We start from the raw sequence: 19115 nt of genomic DNA, 5'->3' as shown, positions 1-19115 counted from the left end.
CTTAAGCGGAGTTTTTAGAGGAGCCCTTATCATAGACACAAAAAATAATTTGACTAGACTTTTCAATCACAACAAGGAGCGGAGAAAATGCAGGAATATAAGGCGATATGTTTTTTTGATTTAGACGGAACAGTGTTAAACGAAAAATCTCAAGTGGATAACGAGGTCATCACAGCGATTAGCCAATTAAAGAAAAATGATGTTCTTCCTTTGATTGCAACAGGACGAAGTATTGTCGAAGTGGAACATATTATGAAACAAATTGGAATTGACTCTATCGTTGCATTAAACGGGCAATTTATTCAAATGCAAGAGAAAACAATTTACGAAGATGCACTACCAATTTCCGTCATTGAGCGTTTCATTGAATTTTCAAATGATTTAGGTATGGGCATGTGTTTTTACAATGCTCATGATTACTGGGCTTATCAAGTAACTGAAAACATGAAACACGCTTATCAAACAATTAACGCACTCCCTCCAAGAGAGGCAAGTGATTTATACAAGGAAAAAGCCGTTCATCTTCTTCTTGCGATAACAAACGAGCCTGAAAAAGATAAACTTTACCACGAAGCATTCCCAGAATTGAATTTTTTCCGCAATCAACGTTATTCAATCGACATTGTTTCAAGCGAAAACGATAAAGGTAGCGGAGTCAATCGCTTGCTCGACTATTTAGGACATAAAGATATTCCAACGTTCGCCTTTGGTGACGGAGCAAATGATGTTCCTCTCTTAAAAGCAGTAACGCATGGTATCGCAATGGGCAATGGAGTCGAAGAAACAAAAGCTGTTGCCGAATATATTACTGGAAAAAATACCGAGGGCGGTTTGGTTCAAGCATTGAAACATTTTGATTTGCTGTAAAATAAACGCAGTTTAAAAGAGGGTAGAGTGATATTCCAGCCTCTTTTAAACTGTGTCAATTCAATAATTTCATCAAAGTATTTTTTGTTTTCTTCTGTTCAATCAATTGAATATCCGTTGTAAGTAATGCAACTTTTTTCCCATTTTCTTGTTTTTGGTAATCTACAAAATTTTAGTGTTCAAATGCCGTCAAAACTCTTCCTCTCATCATATTCACTTGTTTTTGCGTAGCTTTCATTTCTACTTTTAGTAAAATTGTGTCAAAAACAAACGAAAGAAACCAATAGAGAATCGAAAGCGTTGCATACATAAAAAACAAACGCATATTTTTCCCTACAATACAAGTAAGGAATAAGAATTAAGCAAAATCCCTACATTCCCCTAAATCATTCCCTTTGAGGAATGGCAATCACTTGGTCATACACACTCAAATCCTCAATTTGATGACTAATTTCAATCATCGTGACAGGTAAATGGTGCAAAATATGAGCAATCTGCCGGCTTGTCTTTTTGTCCAAATGTGCTTTTGCCTCATCGACAAGCAATAAATCCTTTTCTCTATATAACGCACGAGCAAGTTCAATTCGACTTTTTTCACCGCCAGATAATTCATCTTTCTCTATCGTATTCTCTAAAAAAGAAGGGTTATATTGACTTTTCGACAAACTCAAAAGTGCTTTTTCTCTATCAATTTCATCATTTAATGCCACATTTTCTGCCAAAGTTAAGTTGAAAATGTGATGTTCTTGCCTAATATACGTCAAATTATTTTTTAGAAATTCTGATGAAAATTCTTTTCCTCGATACGTGATTTTTCCACCTGTCGGTAACAATTCACCTGTAATTAATTTTAAAAGCGTTGTTTGCCCAGCTCCGCTTTCACCTACAATCGCTACTTTTTCACCGAATTTTATCTCAAATGAAAGATTCTCAAAAAGCTCTTTTTCATCATACGAAAAACTTACATTTTCAAATTTTATCGGAAAAATAGATGATTCTTCCTGCTGAATATTCGCTTTTTCTTCCTTCCAAGATAAAATACTCATAATCTTTTCTTTTAATTTCTTCATTCCTTTAATCGAATTAAGGTAATACGTTAAATCTTGGAAACTATACCCAATGCTCAAATTCGCTATATAAATGGCAACCAAACTGCTGATTTCAAGTTGACCTTGATAAGAAAAAAATGCACCAATCATCAACGGCAAGAAACTAAAAAACATCTCAAGCGAGTAAATATAGGTATTATTCCACGCTTTCTGCGTTTCCAAACGAACATTTGCCTCCTCGGAATAAAGTAAATCACGAGGAAAATATTTTTTAAAGAAAGCCTGTGCCTGATAATCTCGGATGACTTGTCTTCCTTGCAAAAAAATCTTGAAGTCTTTTGAAATATTTTGCATTATAACGAGACTTTTCTTCCGATAAATGATTCAATTTTTTTACACCAATGCCATTAAATAACGAAATAACTGCTGATGAGGCAACAAAAATTGCACCAATGAGCAGATTCGTATATAAAATATAACTCATACTAATGACAATCGTCCCGATAGCTGAGAGAATAATCACAAATGGTTCCAAATAATTGGATGAAAGTTGATTAACATCATTTTCAATCAAAGAAAGTGCGTTTTCTGATTTTTCTTGTTTGAGTAGCTGTTCAAACACTTTTGCTTTCAACTCGTATTTAAACGTTTTATCAATTTTAGCATAAAAAATTCGTTTTCCTGTTAAACCGATAACAGTCAAAGCACTAAGTATCAAGAAAGAAGAAAAACTCATGGTCAACTCTTTCAAGTCATGTTTTTGAATGGCTAAAATAATCATTTGCATAACCATTGGAAATATAATGGACTCTAACCAAGTTAAAAATAAGAAAAAGATATAGTAGAAAAATAATTTTTTCCAACAAGTTGTTTAAGCATATCGAATAAATCCTCCAAAATTGTTTGCAAATCTGCGGATAATAGATCAACCATTTTCCACTAACAAATTCGCAAAACTCATTTTTTTATAGTTGCTTTATCATTATGGTATTCGCCACAAAATTTTTGGAGAAAAGTCTATCTGATTGCTTCTGAAATTCTCATTTATTTTGTGGGCTACTATTCATTGTTCATCTTCTCACACCTCTTTCAATTATTTTCTTTGTGGCATTTCTATACAAATTATTCTAATCTAAAACCTGCGATAAAACAAGGGATTTTTCCAGTTGTAACGGTTCTGCTTGGTGTGCCGTCCGAGAAATCGACTTTGTAGGATACCCCTGCGACTGGTTTTCTGGTTACTTTGTCTAGTTTTAGGATTTCGGCATCTCCTTGGAGGGTTACTTTTATGTTGATGTTGAAAGGTAAGCTAAAAGGGTCGCCTTGTGTAATAATTTTTTGAGAACTCGGTTTATCCCAGACTAACGGTGAACCATATCTTTTGGGTCTTTGGAAACCTAAAATACCACTAGCTTTGGTAGCGTCTTTTGGGGTAATAGTTATTTTATTTCCACTAATTGAATAGATTACATTTGCACTATTAACTTTCATATTCGAATATTCACTTAGAACATTGTTCGTATCCGTCAAAGTGATACTATCGCCATACTTCACCGTTATCGTTTGACCGTCAAAACTTGGTTTTGTATTCCATTCAGTGATTTTCGTGTTAATACGACCAATCGCCGAATCTGCCGTTGCCATAGTCATTCCTGTCAATTTATCCCACGTCCAATTAATTTCGCCATGCAACATTTTCAAAGCACCAACAAAAATTTCGTTATTCGTTTCAGCTCCTAAATCGCTTGCCATAGCGGTAATGAGATTCATCTTATGATTATAGCTAGGTGTGCTACTATATCCAGCCCCTGCGTGTGCGGGGGTTTCTGGCTCAATACACCACCCAAGTTTGCCGTCAATATACATCCTAGAAATATCAGCAAAACCAGTATAACCCTGTGTATGACTTTCATAATGAACGGTTGGACTTAGATATTGAATATCTAACGTTTCACTGGAGACATTTCGTGCTTGTGCAAACCCTGCAAGCAACAAAGCAGATAAAACCGTTGCTTTTTTTACTTTTTGTTTGAAATGAAAATTCATTTTAACCTCCTATTTTAATTTTCTTTTAGTTTGTCTTTTTCACCTCGATTTTTACGAAGGCGAACGATTTTTTATTGGCATTTCGCTTTTTCCTTTCTTTCTCAAACGCAAAAAAAGCCAACTCTCAAATAAAATGAAAGTTGGCTTTTGCCTTATTTATGATTTTTCAGTTGACTTCTTTTAATTTCGGTATATAATAAAACTATAAGGAACGACCGATTAAAAGTCGGTAGCTATATTGAAGTTATAAAAAACCCGTCAACTGGCTAAAGTAGAGACGGGTTTTTTACTTTTTCTTGTTGGCTTCAAGGATACCAAAGATGAGCGTTGCGACAAAAGAGCCAAACGCTAACATCAATGACAGAGCCTCTGCAACAGTCATTTTAAGTGCTAATCCTTTCGTTAGAATGCGAACTTTAAATCCTACTTTCATAGGCATCACTTCCTCTCAAAAAGTATTTAGCTACCGTCAATTAAACTTTCGTTCCCTAAAACCATTCTAAACTAACTCCTGTGATTAAACAAGCAATTTTTACAAAATTTGTCTTTTTTTCTAAACGAAATTAATTAAAACAAAACCCAACCTCCAAAATGAGAGGTTGGGTTTTACTATTATTAAAAGAAATTCACCGTCCATTTTCTGCTACCGTCAGAATAAACTATGTCAACAACTTGTTGTGATTTCTTAAACCATTTTCCTCCCTCTTTCCAGCGTTCCGCAGTCGCCCAAGCATCAGCCTCTGATTCTGTATCGAAAATCATTCCACTATTCCCAACAGCTCCCGCAACAATCGTCACTGGTTGACTCGGTGCAGGCTGTGGGGCAGGAGTTTGTGGACTTGCGGTATTCCCGCCACCTGTACTACTTCCGTTATTGTTATTGCTTGGTGCTTGAGCTTGAGGTGCTGCTTGACTTGGGGCTACGGTTACACCTTGTGGTGTTTCCACTGCCCAATTTCCGCTGTCGTCTTGCACGGCTTTTCCGCCAGATTGTTCTGCGGCTGCCTCCGCCTCTGCTTTTTCTGCTGCTTTCTTTTCTTCCGCCTCTTTTTTCGCTTTTTCTTCGGCTACTTTTTTCTTCTCCTCGACCACTTTTTTCACTTGGTCAAGTTTGGCAAGTAGCTCTTTTTTGGCAGTTTCATTCTTGATTTTTTCAACTTCTTTTTTTACTTTGTTGTAATTTTCTTCGTTGTCAAGCGGTTTTCCGTCTTTGAAAAGAGCCTCTACCGCTTTTTTGCTGTTGGTAATGCCGTTGACTTGGTCAGTCGCAATTTTTTTCAACTCTGCGACCGCTTTTGAAAACTCGTTGTTTAAGACTTCAGTATCGACTTCATTGATTTTTTCAATCGTCAAACCGTCTGAAATCGTTCCGTCTTTTTTGACTTCTTTTCCAATAACAACGGGTGCTTTGAACAGTGCATTTGTTTTTGTTTGAGAGTTAAACGTCACCTCAAAATCACCAAAAACTTTTGTCGTTTTTGCGATTTCTTTGTTGTAGTCATTTTTCGCACTCTCTACTTGTTTGTTTTCTACTTCTTTTGCGATTTTATGCTCTGAAAACTGCTTTTGAAGTTTCTTGAAAGTATCCTCTGACACTTCTTTTTTCAAAAATCCTTTTGTCTCATCTTCCCAAAGACCTTTGATTTCACTCTGAATACTCTCCAAGTCCTTACTTTTCTTCTCAAACTCTTTTTTCTGCTCCGCAATCGCCTCCGCACGTTTCGCCTCAACGTTTTTCGTCACAACAAACGTCAAACCAATCAGAACGACAAACACTCCCACAACACCAGCAATCACGTGTTTCTTTTGTAGATTTTGTAATTTTTCTTTCATTTTCTGTATCCTCCGTTTTTTTGTATTCCCTTTTGGGATTAAATTAACATATTTTCTTCTTTTTTCCACCATTTTTCGCACCTATCGGTAACAATTCTCCTGTGATTAATTTTAAAAATGAATGAAATAAAGCAAACAACCACCAGACTTCAGCACCTCGTAACTAGAATGAGGAGTACAAAAAATAGAGAAATTATATGAATGTTTCCATACAATTTCTCTACCGATTAAGAATCATATTTATCCAAATGATACTGTTCAATAACATGAATCAGCTTTTCTGCATAGTCTGGGTCTGTTGCGTACCCTGCGTCTTGTACTGCTTTTGCTGCTTCTTTGTAATCTTTTGAGGTAAATACTTCTTTGTATAACTCAGGATTCCAATCCACACCTTCTACGAACAGTTTTGTGTGATCGTCCATTGACTCGTTCCAGGTTGCATAAACACGAAACTCACCTTTTATGGTAATCCATTTTTCATCGACAAATTCCTTCGTATCCAATGACACTTTAGGTGCATTGCCGTATGCTTTGACACCAAAAAGATTTTTGTATTTCTTTGCCAATTTACTCTGACCGAAGTCGCTCTCTAAAATCGCCTGACTTAAAATAATACTCGGCTTTACACCGTATGCCTGTCCTAACTCTTGTGCATAGGGAGCAATTTTTTCGATAAACCCTTCCTTTGTTACACTTTCTTCTTTTACGCTTTCCTCACTCTTGGAATTTCCTTCGCCAAATAAATCTAATACTTTTATCGCAAAGAAAAATCCAACAACTAATAAGCAAGCTACAACTATCACTCTTCTTAAAATAAATTTTCTTTTTTTTCGTCGTTTTGCCACTTGCTACTTTCCAACTCCTTTTAATAATTCAATATATTCTTCCAATGTTAAGTGATGTTCTGTGATATATTTCGCATTTTCCACACCTACATAACGGAAATGCCACGGCTCAAAATTAATTCCTGTAATACTTTGAGCTCCTTGGGGATAACGCAGAATAAAACCATATTCTGAAACGTGGAGGGCAAGCCATTTTGCACTTGCATCTTGAGCATATTCTTTTACGAGTAAATTGTCAAGATGATCATTATAATAATCTACTCCTACCACATCAAGAGCCAAGCCAGTATTATGCTCTGAATATCCCGGACGTGTCATGACTTTCATCGTCTCTTCTTGTGCCTCTTCCTCACTCATGTTTTCCGACATATTTAGCCCGATATTTTCCTGCACGATTTTTTCCTGTTCTTCAGGCGAACGATAGGCAGAAACCATTTGAAGTTCATGTCCTGCTTTTTCAGCAGCTGCATTTAACTTCACCCAGAAAGGTGCTACACGCTTGTCTAGCTCATAGCCATTGCTTAATTTTTCTAGCTCAGGAGCTTTTTCGCTTGCTTTGTGCGTATCATTCACAAGTACCAAATCCCAATCGCTTGTCTTTACGTTAGGCAAAGCGATTGCTACTTTATTTTCTTCTTTTTGTTGTTTGGTTTCCTGTGCAAAAGTGGTATATTCCATTGGCATATTTTCACCCACACGAAAGGCAATCAAACCAATTCCTATCAGAACACCGAAAACAGAAACTAACTGGATTATTTTTTTCATTTTCTGATATTACACCTCCGTCAAATTAACTCTCACGCTTTTCCAAACTCGTCATATATTGGATCAATTCACGCCTGCTCCCTGCTACTTTGTCACGTTCTACTGCTGGGAATGTGAACGTCAAAATATCACTATATCCCCAAGCATCATAGCTTAAAATAATGCGTAATTCGATTGTTTTCGTTAACTTATCAACTTCTTGCAAACGTTCGACAAGATCAACCGTTGCAAGTTCGCTTGTCATCCATTTTTTTGCAATCGCCAGTTTCATTTTGTTAAAATCATCTACTGCTCCTTGTTCCTTTTCAGGAATGACTTTCGTTTGGCGAATGACTTTTTGAATGAGCATCCACTCATAATCGGTAAATAGCTGAATCATCGCAGCTACTCCTTTTTCGCTTACAAAAAACACTCCTCGTTTCCAATTTTCCCACTCCTCGTGTGTCAATCCTAATTGACTTTGATAAAATTCCGTTTCGTTTTGGAAACGTTCATTCACACGTGCTGTAATCAATTCAACTAAGGCTTTTTCCATTTTCCTCATTCCTTTTATTTGTTATTTTTTTCGATGAATGTCTCACGCAATTTCCGTAGTTTTTCCTCTTCCATTTGCAAACGTTCAATATCATGCTCTAGCGAAATTTCCTCTTGTTCAGCTTTCTCACGCATAGTAATGTTCATCAAAATCGCAATAAACGTACCGATAAAAGTATCTAGCACACGCTGAAATGCGTAAGAAATGGTCTCATTTTCTGGAATATTGAGCGAAATCATCAAAAGCGTTGCAACGCTGGCAATAATTCCTGCATTATTTTTAATTCCATTGGAAAACGAGATACACACAACAATGAAAAAAGGAAGAATAAATAATTGCACAAGAAAGTGTCTTTGAAAATGTTCTGCAATTAAAAAATACAGCACCGCACAAGCACCACCAACTGTATTACCGATTATTCTACTTTTCCCAAAGCTAACTGAGGTCGTAAAATCTTGACGTAAGCTAAACACGGCAGCAATACACGCAATCATAGGATTTCCACGTTGCAGAAGTCCAAAGAGCAAAATACAAAAGAAAACTGCCACGCCCGTTTTCACCGTCCGCATACCTAACCTAAAATTACCAATCTGCATTTTTTGCCACTACCTTTTTTAAAGTGTTCTTCTCTATCATAACGTAAAATTGTTTTTTCTGCTATAAATACCTTTGTGGAAAAGGGGGTGGAATGAAATTTTAAGATTTTTTCAATATGAAATAAGAGTCTCGGAGAAAATTCCTAGACTCTTGTAAAATTAAAGTTAGATCTAAAAACTCCATTTAAGGGTACCTCTAAATTAGCAATTTGGAGATAAATATGAGTTTTTAGAGATGCATATTGCTTATAAATTCTCTCCGTTTTCCTCAATAACCTTGCGATACCAATCAAATGACTGTTTCTTTTTCCGCTCTAATGTTCCTTCACCTCGATTATTCTTATCAACATAAATCACGCCATAGCGTTTTTCCATTTCTCCTGTGCCTGCAGAAACTAAATCAATAATTCCCCACGGAGTATAGCCAATTACATCTACTCCGTCATATTCTACTGCATTTTTCATTTCTTTGACATGAGCTTTTAGATATTCTATGCGATAATAATCGTTGATTTCACCGGAAACATTTACTTCATCTCTTGCCCCAAATCCATTTTCCACAATAAAAAGAGGAAGTTCATAGCGTTCATTAAACCAATTCAGTGCATAGCGCAAGCCTGTCGGATCAATTTGCCAGCCCCACTCGCTAGATTTCACATAATGGTTCTCAACCAAATCTTTTGACTCATCATAATCAAAGGCAGGAGATTCCCCTGTGTCTTGAATCGCAAAACTCATATAGTAACTAAACCCGATGTAATCAACCTTTCCTTTTGAGAGTAGCATTACATCGTCCTCTGTTTTATCCAAATGAATTTCTTGTCTCTCCAAATATTTCAAAATATAGCTTGGATAATGTCCACGACAGTGCACATCACTAAACCAATACCTACGTTGCATCGCAACCGTTGCACTCATCATATCATCTGGCTTACAAGTAGCTGGATAAATAGGACACATCGCAATCATACTTCCAATTTGAAATTCTGGATTTATTTTCTTGCCCAATATAACCGCTTTTGCCGATGCAACAAGCTCATAGTGTGCTGCTTGATACATCAACTCTTCACGATTCTCCCCTATCTCAAAACGTAAACCAGAGTTTGTAAAAGGAGCAAAATCTTCATGAAAATTCGCTTGATTGTTGATTTCATTAAATGTCATCCAATATTTTACTTTGCCTTTATAGCGTGTAAACACTACTTCAGCAAAATGAGCAAAAAAATCAATCATCTTTCTATTTCGCCAACCACCATATTCTGTAACCAAAAAATACGGCATTTCAAAATGTGAAAGTGTCACAATAGGTGTGATACCATACTTTAGACATTCATCAAATAAATCATCATAAAATTGTAAGCCTGCCTCATTTGGTTCTACTTCATCTCCTTTTGGAAAAATTCTCGTCCATGCTATCGAAGTACGAAAACATTTTAACCCAAGTTCTGCGAATAGTTTTACATCTTCTTTATAACGATGATAAAAATCAATTCCCTCATGATTAGGATAATTTTCATTTGGTAGAATACCGTCTGTAATCCTTCTTGGAACACCATTTCCACCAACAGTCATTACATCTGCAACAGACACTCCTTTCCCCCCAGCTTGCCATGCACCCTCCAATTGATGAGCAGCTACGGCGCCACCCCATAAAAATTTCTCTCTTAATGACATTTTACTCCTCCTCTTCTTTTGCTAATCCATCCATTTTACGAATAAATGGTAGATAAATGAAAAATGATAACGCCAATACAACAAATTGTAACACCGCTGCTTGCCACCCTCCTACAAGAAAACCTGAAATAATCGGTGGTGTCGTCCACGGAACAATGACTGCCTTAAACAATGGAACCAAGCCACTTGCCAATGCACCATAAGTAATCAAAGCAGACAAAGTAGGGGTAATAATAAACGGTAGCATCATGATAGGATTCATTACAATTGGGGTTGCAAAAATAATCGGCTCATTGATATTAAAAAGTGCTGGTACAATAGATAATTTTCCTAAAGTCCGATATTGTTTCGCTTTCGCAAAAGCAACCATATAAATAACAATCCCTATTGTCATGCCTGCTCCTGTAACCGTCATAAATTGATCTAAAAATTGTTGTGTCACAATTCTTCCACCGTTTGCAATGGTAAGTTCTTTTCCTGCATCTACAATCGCTTGATTGTCAAGAGAATTACTCGTCAAAATTGGCCCCATAATCCCTCCAACAATAGTTGATCCATGTACACCAAAACTCCACAACAGCGGAATTAGTATTCCCATTAACAACGCACCACCAATAGAATCTGTCATCCCTTGAAGAGGTGTTTGCAATACTTTATAGATAAAATCAAAAAATGTTGTATTTAAAGTGAGTTTAAAAATAGAATAAACAATCAATGTACCTGTAATCAATACCACACCTGGAATGAGTGCTGTAAATGAACCAGCTACATTTTCAGGTACACCTTCAGGTAATTTAATACGAATGTCATGCTGGATAAACCAAGAATAAACAAATCCCGTAATAAGTCCAACGATAATCGCAACAATCATTCCTTTTCCGCCAGCCCAATCCTTATTGATAATATTGCCAACAACGACTGTTTCTTTTGATTTGCTTGCCTCTGTTAGGATTTCTGCTGATTGCAACAAAATAAAATTTGTCAATGCAACAAAACCAGCTGGAATTGCATCACTTGCTTTCATTCCTGTTTCTTGACAGTAACTAATCGCAATCCCCATCACTGCAAAAAATGCCATAATCGCAAAAGATGCCCCAAATGCTTGATTAAAAAACACATCCAATCCAGCACTTTTGATCATATCTGCCAATGACTGAATCGGAATATTGGATAAAAGTAGAAAAATCGAGCCAATTATCGTAAAAGGCATTACATAAAGCATTCCATTTCTTAATGCCATCATTGGCTTTGTCGAAACAAACTTCATTACAGGTGGCAATAAGCGTTCATTTACAAAATCATTCATTGTAATAAATCCTCCATTTTAATATATTCTTTTTAGACTGCGTGCACTGCTTGTTGTCTATGTCATTAGCATACACTAAATAAAAACATTGTAAACACTTTCTCCGCTAAAAGAAATTTGTTTCATCATAAAAAACAAAATCATTTCTTCTTCCATAACAAAGAATAGGCTTAAAGAAATTTCCACTTTCTTCAAGCCTCTATCTATGTTTATTACGGTTGTGCTTTATGAGCCAATACTTCTATCAAAGCAATCACTGGAAGTTGAGTCGTCAATTGTACAGACAGACTGCTTAACATTTCATCTTTTACATAATATGAAAGATTTTTATCTGCAAGTCGAGCAATAGTCGAATGTTCATTATTGGTGATTGCCAAAACTTTTGCCCCTCCACGCTTTATCTCCTCCACCTGATGAATCATCTGAATCGTTTCTCCTGAAACAGAAAGAATGATGAATAAAATATCGGGATAGTCTCCTTGATAAATCGGGTGATACGGATCCGTAATCGAAAACGAAACAATTCCTAAATTGGAAAAATATCTTGCACCATAATTTGCTAGAGCCCCACTTGTTCCCATACCGCTAAAAACGGTCATTTTCGCCTTTTGAATCATCTCAATTACTGGTTGGATTTTTTCTTGATATTCTTTTGTTGCTAATTTTCGTAAGAACAGCTCTACTTCATTCATATTTTCATAATAGTTTTCAATATCACTTGACTCTTTTATCTTCTTTTTTAAATGATATTTTAGCTCAGAATAGCCTTGGAAACCCATTTTTGTCGCAAATCGAACAATTGTGCTGGTTGATACGTGAATTTTTTGTGCTAATTCACGAATGGTCAAACTAGTAATATCCTCGTAATTGCCAATAATATAACGATAAACTTCTAATTCTAATTCGTTTAAAGAATTTACTTTTTCCTCATCAAACATTTTCCTATCCGCTCCAAACTCATTGTTTTCTAAAAAACAGATAAAACCACCCAAACGGTCTTATCTGTTTATAATTCTCTTCCTTATCCCACCCGCTCCAAAAGTATTCTCAAAGTACTTACAAGTTCCTCTTTTTTCACTTCAAGCATTTCACCTGTTTTTAAGATTTTTACTTCAACAATGCCCTCTTCTGCTTTTTTCCCAATGGTTACACGAAGTGGTAAGCCAATGAGGTCTGAGTCGGCAAATTTCACCCCAGCACGTTCATTGCGGTCATCTACTAAGACTTCAAAACCGTTTTCTGAAAGTGTCTTGTAAATTTCGTCTGTGAGCTGTGCTTGTTCTTCTTTTTTCAAATTCATTGGCACAATATGCACATCAAATGGTGCGATTTCTTTCGGCCATGAAATGCCAGACTCACTTCCATGCTGTTCTACAATCGCTGAAAGAAGTCGGGAAACTCCTAAGCCATAACAACCCATAATCACTGGAATTTCTCTTCCATTTTCATCCAAAACTCTTGCATTCATACTCTCAGAATAACGTGTGCCAAGTTTGAAAATATGACCAATTTCAATCCCACGAGCAAACGCAAGCGTTCCTTGACCGTCTGGTGAAATTTCACCCTCTTGCACATTGCGAATATCCACAACGTCTCTCGGTGTAAAGTCACGTTTTACATTGACATTTAAATAATGGAAATCATCTTCATTTGCCCCTGTCACAGCGTTATTCATATCATTTACATACAAATCTGCGACCACTCGTACTTCTTCGCTCAATCCAACTGGACCAATTGAACCAAAGGCTGCACCAAAGTAACGTTTTACATCTGCTTCAGATGCTTCTTCTAAAAAGTCTGCTCCGAGATAATTTTTCAACTTCACGTCATTGACCTCATGGTCCCCACGCACCAATGCAAGAACTGGCGTTTCGTCTGCGATAAACAAAACAGATTTGATAATTTTTTCCGCTGGCACGTTTAAGAAATTCGACACTTCTTCAATTGATTTGGCATTTGGTGTGGATACTTTCTCAAGAGAAAGTGCAGTTTCAACCACTTTATTTGGCTGATACAGGCTTGTCGCCATTTCTAAGTTGGCTGCGTAATCTGATGTTGTCGAGTAAACAATCGTATCTTCTCCCACATCTGCAAGTGCCATAAATTCCTTAGAATCACTTCCCCCCATTGCTCCAGCATCTCCAATAATCGCTCGGAATGTCAAACCACAACGCTCGAAAATCTTGGAATAAGCTGTTTCATACTCACGATAACATTCATCAAGAGACTCTTGATTCGCATGGAAAGAGTACGCATCTTTCATAATAAATTCACGCACACGCAAAAGTCCAAAACGAGGACGTTTTTCATCACGATATTTTGGCTGAATTTGGTATAAATTAAGTGGCAAACGTTTATAGCTCTTAATTTCATCACGGATTAGCTGTGTGAATGTTTCTTCATGCGTTGGTCCTAAGATAAAATCTGATTGCTCACGATTTTTCAATTTGTATAAATCATCTCCGTACGTGTCATAACGACCACTTTCTCGCCATAAATCTGCGGTTAAAAGAGCAGGCATGAGCATTTCTACTGCATCAATTTTCTCCAATTCTTCACGCATAATTCCTTTTACTTTTTCAATGACACGGTTGGCAAGTGGCAAGTAAGAGTAAATTCCTGCTGATACTTGGCGAACATAGCCTGCACGCAAAAGCAATTGGTGGCTTAACGCTTGTGCATCATTTGGCACCTCACGCAAAGTTGGAATGAACATTTTTGATTGTTTCATAGTTTGTAAATCTCCTTATTTATACTTTTGAGTTTTTTAAAACCTCATTTATTTAAAAAAGAATCTTGTAATATCGTTCCATGTTACCATAATCATCAAAGCAACAATGAAACCTACACCGATAAGGGTTAAAATCCCTTCTTTTTCTTGACTAAGTGGTTTTTTCCGAATCGCTTCAATGATATTCAGGACAATTTTCCCACCGTCAAGTGCTGGAATTGGCAAGAGATTCATGAAACCAAGGTTCATTGAGAGCATCGCCATGAGCGAAAGAACTGTCACAAACCCTTGTTGGCTTGCTTGTTCACTCATTTTAAACATCATAACAGGTCCACCTAGTTTGTTGAGTGAGGGTGCGGTGAACAATCCGCCAATTCCTTTGAAAATCGCAAGACTCATAGTCATCGCACGTTTGAATCCACCAAAGACTTTTCCAGAAACACTGCTGTCAAACGGTGGCATAATACCAATCATTCCACTTTTTTCTTTTGTGTCTGGACTTTGTTTCGGTGTAATCGTCAACGTTTTCACCCCTTTTGAAGTTTTCACTTCCATTTTCAGAGGTTTGTTCGGATTTGGCTGAATTTGGTTCGTCAAATCTTCCCAGTTGGCGATTTTCACTCCTTCAATCGTAAGCAATTCATCGCCTTCTTTCAACCCTGCTTTTTGAGCGGGAGAATCTGGCATAATTTCACCAAGTTTGTTCGAGTTCAAATCTTGCACGCCCCCTTGGATAAAGGTGATGATAATGAACACGACAATTCCTAAAATAAAATTATTCATCGGACCTGCAAAATTGGTCAAAATTCTTTGCCAAACTTTTGCCGATTGAAATTGCACTTCACGTGGAGCAATCAATAATTCTGTGCCATCTTTTTCTATAACGGTCGCATCTTTTCGCACATCATAGCGAACTTCTTCGTCATTTCCTACCACTTGTGCAAGAAGAAACAATTTCTCGTCCAAATCAATTTCTACTACTTCCATTGGAATCCCGTTGGTCAATTGGACTTTTGTAGAAAGATTCATTCTGGCAATTTTGCCTTCCTCATCCAATTCTACGGTCATTGGTGTTCCCGGGTAAATCTCGGTTTCATCATCACCAAGACCTGCCATACGCACATACCCTCCAAGTGGCAACAGACGAATGGTATAAGCTGTTCCGTCTTTTGCACGATGATAAAAGATTTTCGGTCCCATACCAATGGCAAATTCACGTACTAAAATACCACTTTTTTTAGCAAAATAAAAATGCCCAAACTCGTGTACTACTACAATTACTACGAATACAAAAATAAATGTCAATGCTGTTTGCAAAATACTACCTCCTCATCTCGTTTTCTTGACTTTGTGCATATTCGATTTCCTTACGCACAAAATTTCTTGTACGTTTATCAATTTCTATCACGTCCTCAAGGGTCAAGTCCTCTTTTTCTTTATGTTGTAAGCAAGCGAATGCGACATATTTTTCAATTTCCAAATAGCGAATTTTCCCGTCTAAAAAGGCATTGGCTGCAATTTCATTTGCTGCGTTGTAAACAGTCGGAAAACTTCCGCCTTTTTTCCCACATTCAAATGCCAATCGCAACATTGGGAAACGTTCCTCGTCCATTTTTTCAAAATGAAGTTTGCCAATTTCCGTGAGGTCAAACGGTTTTTCATTTTTCATTTCCAGACGTTCTGGAAAACCTAGGGCAAAAAGAATTGGCTCTCGCATATCACTCGCCCCAAGTTGTGCGAGATAACTTCCGTCATGAAAAGCAACCATTGAGTGAACAATGCTTTCCCTATGCAAAACCACTTCTATGTTTTCATATGGAACATCAAACAGCCAATGTGCCTCAATCACCTCAAGTCCTTTATTCATCATAGTGCTAGAGTCGATTGTGATTTTTTTCCCCATTGACCAATTCGGGTGATTTAACGCTTGCTCTACGGTTACGTGTTCTAATTCTTCTCGTGTATAATCACGAAATGAACCGCCACTTGCCGTAATGACAAGTTTTCTAAGCGAAGTTCTATCTTGCCCTTGCAATGCTTGGAAAATCGCTGAATGTTCCGAGTCAACAGGTAAAATTTTTACATTTTGCTTACGTGCTGCTTCCATAATCCATTTTCCTGCCATGACAAGTGTCTCTTTATTGGCAAGAGCGATTGTTTTCTTTTTCTCAATCGCTTGAAGTGTCGGGGTAAAACCAACCGCTCCACTTACAGCAGTCAAGACAACGTCTACTTCTTCAAGCGTTGCTGCTTCAACCAATCCATGACTGCCAACGCCAAACGTTATCTTGGGAAATTCTTTTGACAAACGCTCTTTTGACTCTTCATCTCCACAACTAACATATTGCGGTGAAAATTCCTGAATGATTGCTCGTGCCTTTTCTACATTTTTGTGAAAAGAGAAAGCAGACAGGTGAAATTTCTCTTTGTGTCCTCGCAACACGTCACAACAACTTTCACCAATAGAGCCTGTCGCTCCTAATAAACAAATATTTTTCAACCTTTTCAGTCCTTCTATCAAATTTTAGAATAACCCAAACAAGTGCATAACTGGAAACACAAACAATAGGCTATCAAATCTATCCAAAATGCCACCATGTCCCGGTAAAATATTTCCGGAATCTTTTACACCGTAGAAACGTTTGATTGCACTTTCCACCAAATCGCCAAACTGACCGAACATGGAGAAAATCGCTGTAAACAATAGCATAATTGGTAAACTTTTATCAAATACTTCTTTTGCTGGATAAATAAGTAGAAAAATCAATGCAACGACAACTGCACAAACTACTCCACCAAGAGAGCCTTCAATTGTTTTATTCGGCGAAATAGACGGTGCCAATTTACGACTTCCGTATTGTCTACCAATCATGTATGCTCCAATATCCGTTGCCCAAACGATAAATAACGCAAAAAGCAATGCAAGCAAACTTTTTCCACGTGCTTGAACGAGATATTGAAACCCGCAACCAACATATAAACTCGTCAAAATAGGGAATCCAGCTTCTTCAAATGTGTATTCATTTTTAGAAATCACAACCATTGCCAAAAAACCTAGAACGACAAGGAAAAATAGCACCCAATTTGCGTCTGTTGGCAAAAAGGTTAAATATTTTTTGACTGGAAATACAAGAAAAACACTTCCTAAAATCGCCAATGCCCCCTCGGCACTTCTAATGTCTAAATTTCTCATTTTAAATAATTCATACACACCGACTGCTGCCATAAGACTTGTAAGCACCTCAATAAAAATCCCTCCTGCTACAATAACAGGAATAAACACAATCAATGCAACAACTGCTGTTATTACTCTTGTTCTCAAGTTTTTCAGCTCCTTTTCTATTTCTTTGTCTAGCTACGAAGTGCTGAAGTCTGGTGGCTGTTCGCAATGTCGATCGAAACTGCGTTTCGATTAAATAAACGACATGGCTCACTGCCACAGACTTCAAAACGCACTTCTACGCTTTTCTTTGTCTAGCTACGAGGGGCTGAAGTCTGGCAACTACTCACAATGTCGCTAGAAACTTACGTTTCTAGTAAATAAACGACAGTGTTCACTGTTGCAAACTCCAAAACGCACCATTTCGCTTTTCTTTGTCTAGCTACGAGGGGCAGTGGCTTGGTCGCTGTTCGCAATGCCACCTGAAGCTCTGCTTCAGGCAAGTAAATGGCATGGCTCACTGCGACAAGCCACTGACCGCCCCTCTACGCTTTTCTATGTCTAGCTACGAGGGGCTGAAGTTTGGTGGCTGTTCGCAGTACCGCTAGAAACTACCGTTTCTAGCAAGTAAACGGTACGGCTCACTGCCACAAACTTCAAAACGCCCCTCTCCGCTTTTCTTTGTCTAGCTACGAAGTGCTGAAGTCTGGTGGCTGTTCGCAATGTCGATCGAAACTACGTTTCGATTAAATAAACGACATGGCTCACTGCCACAGACTTCAAAACGCACTTCTACGCTTTTCTCTATCCTTACACTCCACCAAATCGTCGATTTCTCTTTTGGAAATTCCCGAGGGCTAGTTTGAAACTTTCCTCATTAAAATCTGGCCATAGTTCTTCTGTAAAATAAAATTCACTATATGCAATTTGCCAGAGTAAGAAATTGCTAATACGCTCCTCACCGCTTGTACGAATGACAAGCTCAGGGTCACGATATTCTTTTGGTAAACCATTGGTCATCAAATGCTCACTAATCACCTCTTCGCTCACTTCATCTGCTGAAATGCCTGATTGCACAATGGCTGCGACAGCTGACGTGATTTCTGTGCGACTACCGTAGTTAAGAGCAAAATTTAAAATCATCCCTGTATTGTCTTTCGTTGCCTCTATCGCTCGATTTACCGCATCTCTTGTATGTTCAGGCAATTGATTGATGTAGCCCATCACATTCACTTTGACATTTTCCTCGATTAGTTCAGGAACAAACTTGTCAAAAAAATCAACTGGAAGTTTCATCAAAAAATTCACTTCGTCATCGGGTCGTTTCCAATTTTCCGTTGAAAATGCGTACAAGGTCAACACCTTCACGCCAAGCATACTAGCAGATTTTGTAATTTTCTTGACTACTTCCATACCTTCTTTATGCCCTGCAATTCGTGGGAGCATTCGTTTTTTTGCCCAGCGACCATTGCCGTCCATAATAACTGCCACATGGTGCGGAATCAATCCTTTTTCATCAAAAGAAAATTCTTCATCCATCAGTTTTTTCTTTGAAAACAAATTCGATAGCATTCCTCTCTCCTTCTCTAGCGAAATTTTTCTTTCTCCTTGTTAAGCATCTATCTTTTTTTACTCTAACTTTCATTGTACCATAAGGAGCTTATTCTTTATAGCTTTAGGGTGAAAATTTTAAGGTGACTTATAAAGG

General features: G+C 37.5%; 21 protein-coding genes. 1 reads left to right on the top strand and 20 read right to left on the bottom strand.

All coding sequences use genetic code 11. The features are described from left to right. The first annotated feature begins 87 nt into the window (after positions 1-87). On the top strand, positions 88-867 hold the full coding sequence (locus B5D30_RS06675; RefSeq protein WP_078807282.1) for a Cof-type HAD-IIB family hydrolase: 780 nt from the start codon (positions 88-90) through the stop codon (positions 865-867). A 172-nt stretch (positions 868-1039) separates the two neighbouring features. Here B5D30_RS06675 and B5D30_RS13635 read toward each other — a convergent pair whose 3' ends face one another. From B5D30_RS13635 to B5D30_RS06595, 20 genes are all read right to left on the bottom strand, one after another. Next, positions 1040-1192 (bottom strand): hypothetical protein, encoded by a 153-nt coding sequence (locus B5D30_RS13635; protein WP_159443246.1) that lies wholly within the window; start codon positions 1190-1192, stop codon positions 1040-1042. 61 nt (positions 1193-1253) lie between these two features. Beyond that, positions 1254-2237 (bottom strand): ATP-binding cassette domain-containing protein, encoded by a 984-nt coding sequence (locus B5D30_RS06670; protein ID WP_159443245.1) that lies wholly within the window; start codon positions 2235-2237, stop codon positions 1254-1256. Continuing rightward, on the bottom strand, positions 2188-2754 hold the full coding sequence (locus B5D30_RS06665) for an ABC transporter transmembrane domain-containing protein (protein WP_078807280.1): 567 nt from the start codon (positions 2752-2754) through the stop codon (positions 2188-2190). Before B5D30_RS06665 ends, B5D30_RS06670 begins: the two co-directional genes overlap by 50 nt. Positions 2755-3038: 284 nt before the next feature. Beyond that, a complete protein-coding gene (locus tag B5D30_RS06660) occupies positions 3039-3962 on the bottom strand; it encodes a hypothetical protein (protein WP_078807279.1) in 924 nt (307 codons plus the stop codon). A gap of 286 nt (positions 3963-4248) precedes the next feature. Next, the gene (locus B5D30_RS13630; RefSeq protein ID WP_159443244.1) at positions 4249-4401 is read right to left on the bottom strand and encodes a putative holin-like toxin; all 153 of its coding nucleotides are present in this window, start codon (positions 4399-4401) and stop codon (positions 4249-4251) included. 176 nt (positions 4402-4577) lie between these two features. Then, on the bottom strand, positions 4578-5795 hold the full coding sequence (locus B5D30_RS06655; protein WP_144399514.1) for a hypothetical protein: 1218 nt from the start codon (positions 5793-5795) through the stop codon (positions 4578-4580). Between the two features lie 227 nt (positions 5796-6022). Continuing rightward, positions 6023-6640, bottom strand: coding sequence for a glycoside hydrolase family 73 protein (locus B5D30_RS06650; protein WP_078807277.1), 618 nt, complete (start codon positions 6638-6640; stop codon positions 6023-6025). A 3-nt stretch (positions 6641-6643) separates the two neighbouring features. Continuing rightward, positions 6644-7405, bottom strand: a complete 762-nt coding sequence (locus B5D30_RS06645) for a M15 family metallopeptidase (RefSeq protein ID WP_078807276.1) — start codon at positions 7403-7405, stop codon at positions 6644-6646. Between the two features lie 25 nt (positions 7406-7430). Further along, the gene (locus B5D30_RS06640) at positions 7431-7940 is read right to left on the bottom strand and encodes a hypothetical protein (protein WP_078807275.1); all 510 of its coding nucleotides are present in this window, start codon (positions 7938-7940) and stop codon (positions 7431-7433) included. A gap of 14 nt (positions 7941-7954) precedes the next feature. Further along, a complete protein-coding gene (locus B5D30_RS06635; RefSeq protein ID WP_078807274.1) occupies positions 7955-8536 on the bottom strand; it encodes an FUSC family protein in 582 nt (193 codons plus the stop codon). 246 nt (positions 8537-8782) lie between these two features. Continuing rightward, on the bottom strand, positions 8783-10210 hold the full coding sequence (locus tag B5D30_RS06630; RefSeq protein WP_078807273.1) for a 6-phospho-beta-glucosidase: 1428 nt from the start codon (positions 10208-10210) through the stop codon (positions 8783-8785). A 1-nt stretch (position 10211) separates the two neighbouring features. Next, positions 10212-11516, bottom strand: coding sequence for a PTS sugar transporter subunit IIC (locus tag B5D30_RS06625; RefSeq protein WP_078807272.1), 1305 nt, complete (start codon positions 11514-11516; stop codon positions 10212-10214). 212 nt (positions 11517-11728) lie between these two features. Beyond that, positions 11729-12454 (bottom strand): MurR/RpiR family transcriptional regulator, encoded by a 726-nt coding sequence (locus B5D30_RS06620; protein WP_078807295.1) that lies wholly within the window; start codon positions 12452-12454, stop codon positions 11729-11731. 83 nt (positions 12455-12537) lie between these two features. Then, positions 12538-14247 carry a proline--tRNA ligase gene (locus tag B5D30_RS06615; protein WP_078807271.1) on the bottom strand — a complete coding sequence of 570 codons (1710 nt, stop codon included), beginning with the start codon at positions 14245-14247 and terminating at the stop codon, positions 12538-12540. A gap of 48 nt (positions 14248-14295) precedes the next feature. Beyond that, complete coding sequence (gene rseP, locus B5D30_RS06610; RefSeq protein WP_078807270.1) at positions 14296-15564, bottom strand: RIP metalloprotease RseP; 1269 nt, start codon at positions 15562-15564, stop codon at positions 14296-14298. 4 nt (positions 15565-15568) lie between these two features. Continuing rightward, a complete protein-coding gene (gene dxr / locus B5D30_RS06605; RefSeq protein ID WP_078807269.1) occupies positions 15569-16747 on the bottom strand; it encodes a 1-deoxy-D-xylulose-5-phosphate reductoisomerase in 1179 nt (392 codons plus the stop codon). 24 nt (positions 16748-16771) lie between these two features. Beyond that, complete coding sequence (locus B5D30_RS06600) at positions 16772-17569, bottom strand: phosphatidate cytidylyltransferase (RefSeq protein ID WP_078807268.1); 798 nt, start codon at positions 17567-17569, stop codon at positions 16772-16774. Further along, a complete protein-coding gene (locus B5D30_RS13180; RefSeq protein ID WP_144399513.1) occupies positions 17490-17696 on the bottom strand; it encodes a hypothetical protein in 207 nt (68 codons plus the stop codon). Before B5D30_RS13180 ends, B5D30_RS06600 begins: the two co-directional genes overlap by 80 nt. Before the next feature lie 76 nt (positions 17697-17772). Continuing rightward, positions 17773-17928, bottom strand: coding sequence for a hypothetical protein (locus B5D30_RS13625; protein WP_159443243.1), 156 nt, complete (start codon positions 17926-17928; stop codon positions 17773-17775). Positions 17929-18217: 289 nt separating this feature from the next. Beyond that, positions 18218-18979 (bottom strand): isoprenyl transferase, encoded by a 762-nt coding sequence (locus tag B5D30_RS06595; RefSeq protein ID WP_078807267.1) that lies wholly within the window; start codon positions 18977-18979, stop codon positions 18218-18220. Positions 18980-19115: the final 136 nt, after the last annotated feature.

It is taken from the genome of Pilibacter termitis (assembly GCF_900167335.1).
Classification (GTDB): Bacteria; Bacillota; Bacilli; order Lactobacillales; family Streptococcaceae; genus Pilibacter; species Pilibacter termitis.
This window is presented reverse-complemented; position numbering and strand designations above follow the sequence as displayed.